The organism is Neisseria dentiae, assembly GCF_014055005.1.
GTDB lineage: Bacteria > Pseudomonadota > Gammaproteobacteria > Burkholderiales > Neisseriaceae > Neisseria > Neisseria dentiae.
In genome coordinates this window covers 962,878-975,753 of record NZ_CP059570.1, presented here as the reverse complement: position 1 = coordinate 975,753, position 12,876 = coordinate 962,878, and the positions used below count along the sequence as shown (strand labels likewise).

Sequence of the window (12,876 nt, the reverse complement as noted above, 5' to 3'; positions counted from 1 at the left end):
CAAGTGCACCTTGATTTACATAACTTAAATTATCCCATAAAACCGATATTAAAACAAATGCTTATGCAGGTTTAAAATAGCAGCTCTATTTGAGGGCGAAAATACCTTTTCGGCTGCTTCGGCCAGCGGCAGCCAGGCATAGGCAGTATGCTCGGAAAGGCTGATTTTTATTGGGGTCTGCCGGCTTATTTCGGCGGAGAATATGTGCTCGGTATTATGCGTAACGCCTGCGGGGTAGCGGTGGCGCCAGTGGGGGTAGATTTCGTATTCGGTGCTTTCGTGCCAGTTGCACAATTGGCCGTCTGAAAGGTAAATTCCTGTTTCTTCTAAAACTTCTCGATTTGCGGCGGCTTCGGGCGTTTCGTTTGGCTCGAGGCTGCCGGTTACGGACTGCCAGAAATTTTTACAATCGGCGCGTTCGATAAGCAGCACGTTACCGTTGCCGTCGTGCAACACCACCAATACGGAAACGGGTATTTTGGGCGGTTTGGCTGTCATGATTCAGTCTCCATTGTCGAATGCCGCATCGGAGCGGGTGTCGGTTTGTGCTTTCAACGAGGCTTTCAAGATGGCGATATCGCTGGGGGTTTGTGCTTCGTTGAGAATGCGTACTTCGCGTTGCGGGTAGGGGAATTCTATGCCTTGTTCGTTAAAGCGTTGCCAGATGTCGAGCAAAATGGCTGAAAACAATACGGAAAAGCCGTTTTCCGGGTCTTTCACCCAAAAGCCGATGCGCAGATCGATGCCGTTTTCGCCGAAGCCGAGAATCACGGCGGTGGGGGCGGGAGAGGTGTCGACGCGCTCTTGTGCCGCGGCGGCTTCTTCCAAAACGGAGAGCGCTTTAGCCAAATCGGTATGGTAGGCCACCTGAATATTGAGGCTCTGCCATAAGGCCTTGCTGGTGTAGGATTCGTTGATAACGGTGGAGGTAACGAAGGTTTCGTTGGGAATCAGTGCTTCCGAGCCGTTGGCATTTTTAAGCACCACGAAGCGCGAGGTGATTTTGGTAACGTAACCGGTGAAGTTGTTAACCGTTAAGCGGTCGCCGGGGCGTATGGAGCGGTCGCCCAAAATAATGAAGCCGGAAATATAATTGCTGGCAACTTTTTGCAGGCCGAAACCGATGCCCACGCCCAATGCGCCGCCGAACACCGACAGCACCGTCAAATCTATGCCCACCAACGGTAACGCGATTAAGAAGGAAAGCACGATCATTACCGTGCTGATGATTTTGGTGAGCACGATGCGCAGGTTGATGTCGAGCCGCTGGCTTTCCATCAGCTTATTGTTGATGAAGCGCGCCAGCCACAGGGCGAACACCATAATTACGGCCACCCACAAGAGGCCGGTCAGCACGGTGTAGAGATTGAGTTTGGTTGAGCCTATGGGCAGTTCGACGGTTTTCATGGCGTCGATAATGATGTCTTCGATGCCTGAAACCCATAATACGAATGCCACCCACAATGCGGCGGAAAGAGAGCGTTCCAGCCAGTCGGTTACTTTGCTGGCGGGCAGGGCGGCGTGGACCACGGCCAATGCGAAGCGGATCAGAATCATCCAACGGGCGGCCATGGCTAAAAGTTGCAGCCACAGCGTGGTTTTGCCGGAAAGGCTCCAGAAATAAACGGCGCTGATGGCGCCTATCAGCATCAATACGGGCCACAGGATGCGTTGGCCGATATGGCGGATAACGCCCCAGCGCCTGCCGGCAACGGGGTGTTTTTTAATCCAATAGGCAGAGAGCCAGAATGTTGCCGCCATCACGGACAGCGTGATGCCGATTTCGAGCCAGCCTTCGGGGCGGTTGAAACTGCGTTCCAGCAATTGCGAGGTGAACTGATGGCGGGCAAACAGGCCGGAGATGAAGTGTGAAATCCCGCTGTTTTCCAGAAATTGCAGGCTGGTGTCGGACAGATTCGGCATGGCTTTTGAAGCGTGTAATGTTATGTGTATGAAAAAACGGTAGGTGGATTATAGCCTAAATTGTTGCGGCGGTTGCGGGTTGGAACGGATTCGCACCGACACTTTTTATTGTTAGAAAAACGTTCAGACGGCCTGAAGCTGCTGTATCAGGCCGTCTGAACGTTATGGGGGCGGTTATTTTATTTAATCGCGCACATAAACCACTTCAACATCATAATCGTCGTCGTTCCAATCATCGTTATCATTGCCGAGTTTTTCCTGCCATTCGGCTTCGTGGCTGAGCGAAGAATCCAACCCCGCTTCCAAACGCAATACCGACAACAGGTGGTACATATCTTTCGGAATCGGTGCTTCAAACGATACGGTTTCACCCGTGGCGGGGTGCTCGAAACTCAAACGGTAGGCGTGCAGAGCTTGGCGCGCCAAGCCTTTCACGGCTTCTTTGGCGGTGTCGGAGCAGGCGTGTCGCAGGTTGCCGTAAACGGGGTCGCCCGCCAGCGGGTGGTTGGCTTCGCGCATATGCACGCGGATTTGGTGGGTGCGGCCGGTTTCGAGCGAACATTCTATATAGCTGTGCGCCAGATAACGCTCCAGCACTTTCACATGGGTAACCGCCGGTTTGCCGCCGAATTTCACCACCGCCATTTTCAGGCGGTTGTGCGGGTCGCGGCCGATTAAAGTGTCGATTTTGCCGTCGAACGGCACGATGCCGTTGGCCACCGCGCGGTAAATGCGTTTGACCGTGCGTGCCTGCAACTGGCGCACCAGATGGTTTTGCGCAGGCAGCGTTTTGGCCACCACCATCAGGCCGCTGGTGTCTTTGTCCAAACGGTGCACGATGCCGGCACGCGGAATCTGACCCAGCTCGGGGCAGTGCGCCAGCAGGCCGTTGAGCAGCGTGCCCGTCCAGTTGCCGGCGGCGGGGTGTACCACCAAACCTGCGGGTTTGTTTAATACGATAACGGCAGCATCTTCATAAACGATGTCCAAATCCATGGGTTCGGGTGTAAACGCCAGGTTTTCTTCGCTCGGGCGCACCGTTACCGCGATATATTCGCCGCCTATCATTTTGTCTTTGGGTTGGGCCGGCTTTTCGTTTACCGTTACCGCGCCTTCTTTTATCCAAGCGGTCAGGCGGCTGCGCGAATAATCCGGCAGCAGTTTGGCCAATACCGCATCGAGGCGCATACCCGCCAAATCGAGGGGAACGGTTAAATTAATGCAAGTTTCTGCATCGGGGGCTGCCGTAAACCCCAAATCATCGTTATAATCGGCTTCATTTTCAAAGGAAGAGTTCTGCATGAAAAAAATTCTTTTAGTTGTTGCTTTAGGTTTGGCCTTGGGCGGCTGCGCCGGCACCAAAGGCACTATTGATAAAGATGCCCAAATCACTCAGGATTGGACGGTTGAAAAACTGTATGCCGAGGCTCACGACGAGTTAAACAGCAATAATTATACGCGAGCCATCAAGTTATATGAAATTTTGGAATCGCGCTTCCCCAACGGCCGTTATGCCCAGCAGGCGCAGTTAGACACGGCTTATGCTTATTATAAAGACGACGAGCCGGAAAAAGCGCTGGCTGCCGTCGAGCGTTTCCAACGCAACCACCCCCAGCATCCGAATATGGATTATGCCTTATATCTCAAAGGCTTGGTGTTGTTTAACGAAGACCAGTCGTTTTTAAACAAATTAGCTTCGCAAGACTGGTCTGACCGCGATCCGAAAGCCAACCGCGATGCCTACCAAGCGTTTGCCGAGCTGGTGGAACGCTATCCCAACAGCAAATACGCGCCCGATGCCACCGAGCGTATGGCGAAACTGGTGGATGCTTTGGGCGGCAACGAAATTGCCGTGGCCCGTTACTATATGAAGCGCGGCGCGTATTTGGCCGCAGCCAACCGTGCGCAGAAAATCGTCGAGCGTTATCAAAACACCCGCTTTGTGGAAGAATCGCTGGCGATTATGGAATCTTCTTACCGCAAAATGAACAAAACGCAATTGGCCGACGATACCCGCCGCATTTTGGCGCAAAACTTCCCCAACAGCCCTTATCTGCAAAAACCGTGGCATGAAAGCACCAGCATCCCGTGGTGGCGCTATTGGCGTTAAGTTTTGATTTAAAATATAGTAAAATTAAGAGAAGACAAGGAACAGAGCTGCAAACTGTAGATATAGAATAGTAAAGAAGTGGTTCTGTTGTCACTTTAGCAGCTTGAAAAATCGTTTTCTTTTACTATATTTATCAGACCACCTGAAAGTATAAGCTGCACCTTTATCCTGTTGAATCTTATCGTAACTGGATTAAAGATGCAGCTTTGTTTGTGCATGAATATAGTCTACTAGTTGATAATTTTATATTGGGAGCTTTGGAGTCATTTGCTTGAATACCCATTTGGGTATTTTGAGGGTTATCAAGAATGCCGAAAGGCACGGTGAAGCTCGTAGTTCTTGAGAATATTCAAAAATCACGAAACAATCATTTCAGCAAAAAATACAAGCCTTTTGACATGGAAAGTAGCTTGTATGAAAAGTATAAGCAACTCGACTTTTTCAACATCTCAGTGTAGCTGAATAACGCTTGGTATAAAAATACCGGTCTGATTGGATTTTTCAGCTAGCTTGAAAGAATTACTGTGAACAAACGCGAGCAGTTATTGGAACAGCAGCACACAATTACATCTATTACATCTTCTGTTTTCCGCATGGTTTGCCGACAAAAAACAGCGTGAAATTTTAATGTATCACAAACCAAGCGGGGGATTTGATAGAACATCATCCTGACGGTACTGAAAAAGTTATCAAATATGCAAAATATACAAAATAACTTGGCGATTTTTTTATTCATGCAAACTGAAGGGTGTCAAACGCTGCAAAAAAACTTGCGAAACACTTTTCAGACGGCCTGAACATTAACTTAATAATAGAAAGACCCACTATGACTTGGGAAACCGTAATCGGACTGGAAATCCACGTCCAACTGAACACGCAATCGAAAATTTTCAGCGGCGCATCGACCGCTTTCGGTGCCGAGCCGAACGCGCACGCCAGCGTGGTGGAGTGTGCACTGCCTGGTGTGCTGCCGGTGATGAACCGCGAAGTCGTTGAAAAAGCGATTAAACTGGGTTTGGCCTTGGATGCCAAAATCAATCAGAAAAACGTGTTCGACCGCAAAAACTATTTTTACCCCGATTTGCCGAAAGGCTATCAAATCAGCCAGTTGGATTTGCCGATTGTGGAACACGGCAAGCTGGAAATCGTGGTGGGCGACGAGGTGAAAACCATTAACGTTACCCGCGCGCATATGGAGGAAGATGCCGGCAAATCGGTGCACGAAGGCTTGAACGGTGCTACCGGCATCGACCTGAACCGCGCCGGCACGCCGCTGTTGGAAGTGGTGTCCGAGCCGGAAATGCGTTCCGCCGCCGAAGCGGTGGCCTATGCCAAAGCTTTGCACGGTTTGGTTACTTGGTTGGACATTTGCGACGGCAATATGGCCGAAGGTTCGTTCCGCATCGATGCCAACGTATCGGTGCGCCCCAAAGGCCAGTCTGAATTCGGTACGCGCCGCGAGATTAAAAACCTCAATTCGTTCCGCTTTTTGGAGCAGGCGATTAATTACGAGGTGGAAAGCCAGATCGAAATCATCGAAGACGGCGGTAAAGTACAGCAGGCTACCATGCTGTTCGACCCTGATAAAGGCGAAACCCGCGTGATGCGCCTGAAAGAAGACGCGCACGATTACCGCTATTTCCCCGATCCCGACCTGTTGCCGGTGATGATTTCAGACGGCCAGATGCAGGCGGCCAAAGCAGCGATGCCCGAATTGCCGAAAGAAATGGCCGCCCGTTTCGTGGCCGATTACGGCGTAAGCGACTACGACGCCCGCTTGCTGACCGCCACCCGCGCCCAAGCCGCTTTTTTCGAGCAGGCGGCGCAACAAAGCGGGCAGGGCAAATTAACCGCCAACTGGATGAACGGCGAGCTGGCGGCCACCCTAAACAAAGAAGGTTTAAGCCTGTCTGAAAGCCCGATTCAAGCCGACCGCTTGGCCGGCTTGGTGGCGAAAATCGCCGACGGAACCTTGAGCAGCAAACTGGCCAAGCAGGTGTTCGAAGCGATGTGGGGCAGCAATTTAAGCGCGGAAGCCATTATCGAACGCGACGGCCTGAAACAGATGACCGACACCAGCACCATCGAGAAAATCATCGACGAAGTGTTGGCCAACAACGCCAAGTCGGTAGAAGAGTATAAGGCGGGCAAAGAAAAAGCGTTTAACGCACTGGTCGGCCAGGTGATGAAAGCCAGCAAAGGCAAGGCCAACCCGCAACAGGTGCAGGAATTGATGAAGGCGAAATTGGCCGGTTAGCAGTTGGTAGGCTGTCTAAAAGATAAACTACTCTCCAAACAATTCCGGACACTGTTTCGAATTATTTCAAACGGTATCAAAACCTGATCCCAGTAGGCAGCTGGATCTTGCCAAATGCTTCATAAATTTTGTCTTGGGTGTAAGCGAGCCAAATGGCTTGGCGGTTATGCGATTCGTACCGCTTTTTCGTAGGTGATAATCCGGAGGTAGAGTTGTGTTCGGAAGATATTGAAAAGATCAACAGCATGCTGTTTGTCTTCGAGTGTAGCTCATATTGGCTAATGTAAGAAACTGCACCTCGGTTGGGTTGAAATTTGCTCAACTTCCGTGGTGCAGCGCAATCATTTCAGACGGCCTGTAGTTTTGCTCAAAGCCTTTCGGTTTATTTATACGATTTCCGCTTTAGTAATCACAACGCTGTCCACCGGCACATCGTCGTGGTAACCGTGGCGTTTGGTGGCCACGCCTTCGATGGCGTCCACAACGTCTTGGCCTTCAACCACTTTGCCGAACACGGCATAGCCCCAGCCGTGCAGGCTCGGTTCGGTGTGGTTGAGGAAAGTGTTGTCTTTGGTGTTGATGAAAAACTGCGAAGAAGCGGAGTGGGGCGCTTGGGTGCGAGCCATGGCGATGGTGTATTTGTCGTTTTTTAGGCCGTTCTGGGCTTCGTTTTGAATCGGATCGCGGCCGGGTTTTTCGTTCATGTTTTCGTCCATGCCGCCGCCTTGAATCATAAAGCCTTTAATCACACGGTGGAAAATCAGGCCGTCGTAAAAACCGTCTTTCACATATTGCTCGAAGTTGGCGGCGGTAACGGGGGCTTTTTCGTGGTCGAGTTCGATGCCGATGGTGCCGAAATTGGTATGCAGTTTGATCATGGGAAATCCTTTCAATCGATGATAGGCCGGGCTATTGGAAACATAATCCGGCAAAGCAAAGTGCCGGGTTGTCAACCCAACCTGTAAAATTTTGTGGCGAATGTCTAAACGGCGCGGGAACCGTCTGTTTCATTCAGACGGCCCGCAGGTTATTTAGTTCTGGCGGTCGAGCCAGCGTTCGGCATCCAATGCGGCTTGGCAGCCCGAGGCAGCGCTGGTGATGGCTTGGCGGTAGGTGTGGTCTTTCACGTCGCCGGCGGCCCATACGCCGTCGATATTGGTGAGACCGACGTTGTCGCCGCTGCCGCCTTTGGTCTTCAGATAGCCGGTTTCGTCCATGTCGAGCTGGCCTTTGAAAATATCGGTGTTAGGCTTGTGGCCGATGGCGATAAACACGCCTTGTACGGCGATTTCTTCGCTGCTGCCGTCGTTATATTTCAAACGTGCGCCGTTCACGCCCATATCGTCGCCGGTAATGTCTTCGAGCACGGCGTTCAATTTCAAGATGATTTTGCCTTCTGCAACGCGCTGCATCAGTTTGTCGACCATGATTTTTTCGGCGCGGAAGGTATCGCGGCGGTGGATCAGGGTAACAGTGTTGGCGATATTGGCCAGATAAAGCGCTTCTTCTACTGCGGTGTTGCCGCCGCCAACCACGGCGACGTCTTGTTTTTTATAGAAAAAGCCGTCGCAGGTGGCGCAAGCCGACACGCCCTTGCCCGCGAATTTTTCTTCGCAGGGCAGGCCGAGGTATTTGGCCGAAGCACCAGTGGCGATAATCAGTGCGTCGCAGGTGTATTCGCCCATATCGCCTTTCAGGGTGAACGGGCGGTTTTGCAGATCGACTGTGTGGATTTGGTCGAAAATCAATTCGGTGCCGAAACGCTCGGCATGCGCTTGGAAACGTGCCATCAGTTCCGGGCCTTGCACGCCGTCGGCATCGGCGGGCCAGTTGTCGACTTCGGTGGTGGTCATCAGTTGGCCGCCTTGGGCGATGCCGGTGATAATCACGGGTTGCAGGTTGGCGCGCGCGGCGTAAACGGCGGCGGTGTAGCCTGCGGGACCGGAACCTAAAATAATCAGTTTGTGGTGCTTGCTCATGGGTTTTCCTTACTTGAAAACGGTTGTGTAAACGGCTGGAATTGTACTATGAAACCGGTGCGGGGCAAGTGTGTGCCGTCTGAAAATGATTTGGTTAATCAATAGAATCCATAAATATAAAGTATCCGGATTGGAACGCAGCCGAATAAATATAGGCAAGGCCGTCTGAAACTTTTTCAGACGGCCTGTTGCTCAACGCCTGCGGAAACCGCCGCGGCGCACGGGCTGGCGGTGATTAGACGGTGCTTTGGTGGTTTGGCGGTAATTAGGCTGCGCGGCTTTGTTTTGCGCGGGTACCGACTTGGTGTTCAACTGCTGGCTGGTGCGTTGCTGCGCTTGGGCCGACTGGTAATAATTGGCTTGCGCACGCCGCACCGCAGGCGTGTCGGCACGGGCTTTTTGGAACTTGTTGGCCAATGCGTTGCCGATAAATGCGCCCGCAGCCGCGCCTACCAAACTTTGCAGCAGCCAGCTTCCGGTTGATTGGTCGTAAATATACTGCTGGCCGTCGGTGCCCGTTACCGGCTCGCCGTTGTTGCCGTTGGCCTGATATTCGGCGGGAATGGTGTCTTTTACCGCGCTGGCCGTCAGCTCGTAAACCGTGTTGTCTTGTTGCGCGTTTTGCTGGGCAAGCTGCTGTTGCAGCGCCTCGATTTGTTTTTGCTGCTGCTCCAATTGGGCTTGCGTATTGTCTTTGCAGGCGGCCAGCACCAGCGCGGAAATTACAGATAAGGCAATGATTCGTTTCATTATTCTTCCATTTAAAAAGAAAACAGGATAATGCAGGGGTTGCAGAATGTTAATATAGGGCAGGGCGGTACTTATTCAAGGCCGTCTGAAAGGTTTTATTTTACTGTTAAAATAGCGTTTTTCCACACCGAATCCAGCATATGAAACACGAAGCCCCCGAAGAAATCCGCCTGCAAAACAGCCGCGCCGCGCTCACCCTGGTTTATCGGGGCAACGCCAAAAGTCTGCCTGCCGAATTTCTACGCGTTTATTCGCCCAGCGCCGAAGTGCGCGGCCACGGCCCCGGCCAGGAAACGCTGCAAACAGGCAAAGCCTACGTAACCATTGCCGGTTTGGAGCCGGTCGGGCAATATGCCCTGAAAATCACCTTTTCAGACGGCCACGACAGCGGGCTTTACGACTGGGATTATTTATATAAATTAGCGCACGAATACGATACAATGTGGGCCGACTATCTGCGCCTTATCGAAGTGGCCGGCGCATCGCGCATACCCACCACCGCCGATGGAGCAGCGCCCGCACCGCAACACGGCTGCGGCAGCGGCGGTTGCGGCAAACACTAAAACAGGAATCTATAATGAGCGACAACAAAACCCACTTCGGCTACCAAACCGTAAACGAAAGCGAAAAAGCCGGAAAAGTAGCCGAAGTGTTCCATTCGGTAGCCAAAAACTACGACATTATGAACGATGTCATGTCCGGCGGCCTGCACCGCGTTTGGAAACACTTCACCATCAACACCGCCCGCCTCAACAAAGGCGACAAAGTGCTCGACATCGCCGGTGGCACGGGCGACTTATCGCGCGGCTGGGCGAAGAGGGTGGGGAAAGAGGGCGAAGTATGGCTTACCGACATCAATTCCTCCATGCTCTCGGTAGGCCGCGACCGCCTGCTCAACGAAGGCCTGATTCTGCCCGTATCGCTTGCCGACGCCGAAAAACTGCCGTTTCCCGACAATTATTTCAACCTGGTATCCGTAGCCTTCGGCTTGCGTAACATGACCCATAAAGACGCGGCCCTAAAAGAAATGTACCGTGTATTAAAGCCCGGCGGCACCTTGTTGGTTTTGGAATTTTCAAAAGTATTCAAACCTTTGGAACCGGCCTACGACTTATATTCGTTCAAACTGCTGCCGCTGATGGGCAAAATGATTGCCAAAGATGCCGACAGCTACCAATATTTGGCCGAATCCATCAGAATGCACCCCGACCAAGAAACCCTCAAACAAATGATGCTCGACGCAGGTTTCGACACCGTGGATTACCACAACATGACCACAGGCGTCGTGGCCTTGCACAAAGGTGTGAAATACTGATTTTTTTGAAATCCCAAATGAGCGGTTTGTTTGCAATTAAGGCCGTCTGAAAGCCCGAAGCAGGGTATTCAGACGGCCTTGTTATTTATTGCTACAACCGTACTATCTATAAAATTTAACATAATTACGATTATGAGAAATTATTTGGTGTTTGTGTAGAAAGCATGAATCCCCACAAAACCCTAAAAACATGATTTAATGGCAACCTGCCAACCAAACGGGAACCGTTCTCATGGCCCAACACACACCCATCATCCAATCGCTGCTCGACACCGATTTATACAAATTCACCATGTTGCAGGTGATTTTGCACCAATTTCCGCAAGCCCACGGCGTGTATGAATTCCGCTGCCGCAACAACGACCAAACCGTTTACCCGCTGGCCGAAATCCAAGCCGAGTTAGAGCAGGAGCTCGATTCGTTGTGCCGGCTGCAATTCAGCCAGTGCGAGTTAGACTATCTGCGCAGCCTGCGCTTTATCAAAAGCGATTTCGTCGATTATCTCGAACTGTTCCAGCTCAAACGCCGCTTCGTGCAGGTAGGCACCGACGATGAAGGCCGTTTGAATATCCGCGTCGAAGGGCCGATGATACAGGCAATGTTTTTCGAGATTTATATTCTCGCCATCGTTAACGAACTCTATTTCCGACGCCTCGAAACCCCCGAAGTTTTGGCCGAAGGCGAACGCCGCCTGCAAGCTAAAGCCGCCCTGCTTCAAGAGCTGGCCGCTTCGCAGAATCCTGCCGATCCGCCGTTTTTGATTTCCGACTTCGGTACCCGCCGCCGCTACACGCTCGCCTGGCAGGAACACGTTATCAAAACCCTTTACGCCGCTGTGCCCGAAGTGATGCGCGGCACCAGCAACGTCTATTTGGCAAAAAAACTCGGCATCACCCCTATCGGCACCATGGCGCACGAATTTTTACAAGCCTTTCAAGCGCTTGATGTGCGATTGCGTGATTTTCAGAAAGCCGCCCTTGAGAGCTGGGTGCGCGAATACCGCGGCGACCTCGGTATCGCCCTTACCGATGTGGTGGGCATGGATGCCTTTTTACGCGATTTCGATCTCTATTTTGCCAAACTCTTCGACGGCCTGCGCCACGACAGCGGCGACCCCTACGTTTGGGGCGACAAAGCCTACGCGCACTACAAAAAACTCAAAATCGACAGCCGCACCAAAATGCTCACTTTTTCAGACGGCCTCGATATCGAGAAATCATGGGCGCTGCACCAATACTTCAAAAACCGCTTCAAAACCAGTTTCGGCATCGGCACCAACCTTACCAACGATTTGGGGCATACCACGCTCAACATCGTATTGAAACTGGTCGAGTGTAACGGCCAGTCGGTGGCCAAACTTTCCGACAGCCCCGGCAAAACCATGACCGACAACGACACCTTCCTTGCTTATTTGCGCCAAGTATTCCAAGTGCCCGCGCCCGAACAATGAAAACGGCAAACCGGCCGTCTGAAAGATTTCAGGCGGTTTTTGCGTCTATACAGCCGGCAAACTTATTTTCGGCACCAAGCCAGAAACCCGCTGGCAGTTACGTAAATGAAAATAAGTTCACCGGCAGGCGGTCTCAAATAGATAAACCAATCTATTTATGATATAAGGCCGTCTGAAATCTCAAACCGACCACAAAGGAAACCACATGAGTTCACAAGATTTAAGTGGCAAAACCGCCCTCGTTACCGGCGCATCCCGCGGTATCGGCGCTGCGATTGCCGACACGTTGGCCGCAGCCGGCGCCACCGTTATCGGCACCGCTACCAGCGAAAGCGGCGCCCAAGTCATCAGCGAACGCCTCGCACAATGGGGTGGGCAAGGCCGCGCACTTAATGCCGCCGAACCCGAAAGCATCGAAAACCTGATTGCCGGCATCGAAAAAGAATTCGGCAAACTCGACATTCTCGTCAACAACGCCGGCATCACCCGCGACAACCTGTTGATGCGTATGAAAGAAGAAGAGTGGGACGACATCATGCAGGTTAACCTCAAATCCGTGTTCCGAGCCAGCAAAGCCGTGCTGCGCGGCATGATGAAACAGCGCAGCGGCCGCGTGATCAACATCACTTCCGTCGTAGGCGCCATGGGCAACGCCGGACAGGCCAACTATGCCGCTGCCAAAGCAGGCCTGATCGGTTTTTCCAAATCTATGGCACGCGAAGTCGGCAGCCGCGGAATTACCGTCAACTGTATTGCCCCCGGTTTTATCGACACCGACATGACCCGCGCCCTGCCCGAAGAAACCCGCAAAATGTTTGAAGCGCAAACCTCGTTGGGCAAATTCGGCGACGCGCAAGATATTGCCGATGCCGTGCTGTTTTTAGCCAGTGACCAGGCCAAATACATTACCGGCCAAACCCTGCATGTAAACGGCGGCATGCTGATGCCCTAACCCCACGCATGGCGGTTTGCCGCCGCCCTGCCCCGCACGTTTGGCGCGGCGGCAAGTTTGCAAAAAGCAAAATAAAATTGTTAAAAGTAATTTCTTTTAATTTTAACAATTTGCCTGAAAACACAAAAAAACGGCACTAA

General features: G+C 52.0%; 13 protein-coding genes and 1 pseudogene. 8 read left to right on the top strand and 6 right to left on the bottom strand.

Annotated elements, in window-relative coordinates:
- Positions 1-48 precede the first annotated feature (48 nt).
- The 3 genes from nudB to rluD form a co-directional block, all read right to left on the bottom strand.
- Complete coding sequence (nudB, locus tag H3L92_RS04620; protein ID WP_174222549.1) at positions 49-501, bottom strand: dihydroneopterin triphosphate diphosphatase; 453 nt, start codon at positions 499-501, stop codon at positions 49-51.
- Complete coding sequence (locus H3L92_RS04615) at positions 502-1,875, bottom strand: mechanosensitive ion channel family protein (RefSeq protein WP_372338525.1); 1,374 nt, start codon at positions 1,873-1,875, stop codon at positions 502-504. It abuts the gene before it with no gap.
- A gap of 231 nt (positions 1,876-2,106) precedes the next feature.
- Positions 2,107-3,225, bottom strand: a complete 1,119-nt coding sequence (gene rluD / locus H3L92_RS04610; protein ID WP_085365656.1) for a 23S rRNA pseudouridine(1911/1915/1917) synthase RluD — start codon at positions 3,223-3,225, stop codon at positions 2,107-2,109.
- Between rluD and H3L92_RS04605 the strand changes: the two genes are divergently transcribed.
- From H3L92_RS04605 to gatB, 4 genes and pseudogenes are all read left to right on the top strand, one after another.
- Positions 3,224-4,033 (top strand): outer membrane protein assembly factor BamD, encoded by an 810-nt coding sequence (locus tag H3L92_RS04605; RefSeq protein WP_115336308.1) that lies wholly within the window; start codon positions 3,224-3,226, stop codon positions 4,031-4,033. The genes rluD and H3L92_RS04605 overlap by 2 nt on opposite strands.
- Before the next feature lie 582 nt (positions 4,034-4,615).
- A pseudogene (locus H3L92_RS13745) lies at positions 4,616-4,669 on the top strand (hypothetical protein); the annotation flags it as partial.
- A complete protein-coding gene (locus H3L92_RS13740) occupies positions 4,665-4,748 on the top strand; it encodes a hypothetical protein (RefSeq protein WP_500797078.1) in 84 nt (27 codons plus the stop codon). The pseudogene H3L92_RS13745 and the gene H3L92_RS13740, both read left to right, overlap by 5 nt.
- A gap of 96 nt (positions 4,749-4,844) precedes the next feature.
- Complete coding sequence (gene gatB / locus H3L92_RS04600) at positions 4,845-6,290, top strand: Asp-tRNA(Asn)/Glu-tRNA(Gln) amidotransferase subunit GatB (protein WP_259345794.1); 1,446 nt, start codon at positions 4,845-4,847, stop codon at positions 6,288-6,290.
- A 386-nt stretch (positions 6,291-6,676) separates the two neighbouring features.
- Here the strand turns inward: gatB and H3L92_RS04595 are convergent, their stop codons facing one another.
- From H3L92_RS04595 to H3L92_RS04585, 3 genes are all read right to left on the bottom strand, one after another.
- Positions 6,677-7,168 carry a peptidylprolyl isomerase gene (locus tag H3L92_RS04595; protein ID WP_085365659.1) on the bottom strand — a complete coding sequence of 164 codons (492 nt, stop codon included), beginning with the start codon at positions 7,166-7,168 and terminating at the stop codon, positions 6,677-6,679.
- Positions 7,169-7,321: 153 nt separating this feature from the next.
- Positions 7,322-8,269: a thioredoxin-disulfide reductase gene (gene trxB, locus H3L92_RS04590; protein ID WP_085365660.1), complete on the bottom strand. Its 948-nt coding sequence runs from the start codon at positions 8,267-8,269 to the stop codon at positions 7,322-7,324.
- Between the two features lie 192 nt (positions 8,270-8,461).
- Positions 8,462-9,019: a hypothetical protein gene (locus tag H3L92_RS04585; protein ID WP_085365661.1), complete on the bottom strand. Its 558-nt coding sequence runs from the start codon at positions 9,017-9,019 to the stop codon at positions 8,462-8,464.
- 140 nt (positions 9,020-9,159) lie between these two features.
- Here H3L92_RS04585 and H3L92_RS04580 point away from each other — a divergent pair, with 140 nt between their 5' ends.
- The 4 genes from H3L92_RS04580 to fabG all read left to right on the top strand — a co-directional run bounded on the left by H3L92_RS04580 (position 9,160) and on the right by fabG (position 12,736).
- Positions 9,160-9,582, top strand: coding sequence for a gamma-butyrobetaine hydroxylase family protein (locus H3L92_RS04580; RefSeq protein ID WP_085365662.1), 423 nt, complete (start codon positions 9,160-9,162; stop codon positions 9,580-9,582).
- A 14-nt stretch (positions 9,583-9,596) separates the two neighbouring features.
- Entirely contained in the window at positions 9,597-10,334 is a 738-nt protein-coding gene (gene ubiE, locus H3L92_RS04575) for a bifunctional demethylmenaquinone methyltransferase/2-methoxy-6-polyprenyl-1,4-benzoquinol methylase UbiE (protein WP_085365663.1), read from the top strand.
- A gap of 232 nt (positions 10,335-10,566) precedes the next feature.
- A complete protein-coding gene (pncB, locus tag H3L92_RS04570; protein ID WP_085365664.1) occupies positions 10,567-11,784 on the top strand; it encodes a nicotinate phosphoribosyltransferase in 1,218 nt (405 codons plus the stop codon).
- A gap of 205 nt (positions 11,785-11,989) precedes the next feature.
- On the top strand, positions 11,990-12,736 hold the full coding sequence (gene fabG / locus H3L92_RS04565; RefSeq protein ID WP_085365665.1) for a 3-oxoacyl-ACP reductase FabG: 747 nt from the start codon (positions 11,990-11,992) through the stop codon (positions 12,734-12,736).
- Positions 12,737-12,876: the final 140 nt, after the last annotated feature.

Coding starts and splice junctions, on each gene's coding strand:
- trxB (WP_085365660.1), bottom strand. CDS start 8,269: ATGAGCAAGCACCACAAACTGATTATTTTAGGTTCCGGTCCCGCAGGC.
- ubiE (WP_085365663.1), top strand. CDS start 9,597: ATGAGCGACAACAAAACCCACTTCGGCTACCAAACCGTAAACGAAAGC.
- pncB (WP_085365664.1), top strand. CDS start 10,567: ATGGCCCAACACACACCCATCATCCAATCGCTGCTCGACACCGATTTA.
- fabG (WP_085365665.1), top strand. CDS start 11,990: ATGAGTTCACAAGATTTAAGTGGCAAAACCGCCCTCGTTACCGGCGCA.
- rluD (WP_085365656.1), bottom strand. CDS start 3,225: ATGCAGAACTCTTCCTTTGAAAATGAAGCCGATTATAACGATGATTTG.
- H3L92_RS04580 (WP_085365662.1), top strand. CDS start 9,160: ATGAAACACGAAGCCCCCGAAGAAATCCGCCTGCAAAACAGCCGCGCC.
- H3L92_RS04595 (WP_085365659.1), bottom strand. CDS start 7,168: ATGATCAAACTGCATACCAATTTCGGCACCATCGGCATCGAACTCGAC.
- H3L92_RS04605 (WP_115336308.1), top strand. CDS start 3,224: ATGAAAAAAATTCTTTTAGTTGTTGCTTTAGGTTTGGCCTTGGGCGGC.
- H3L92_RS04585 (WP_085365661.1), bottom strand. CDS start 9,019: ATGAAACGAATCATTGCCTTATCTGTAATTTCCGCGCTGGTGCTGGCC.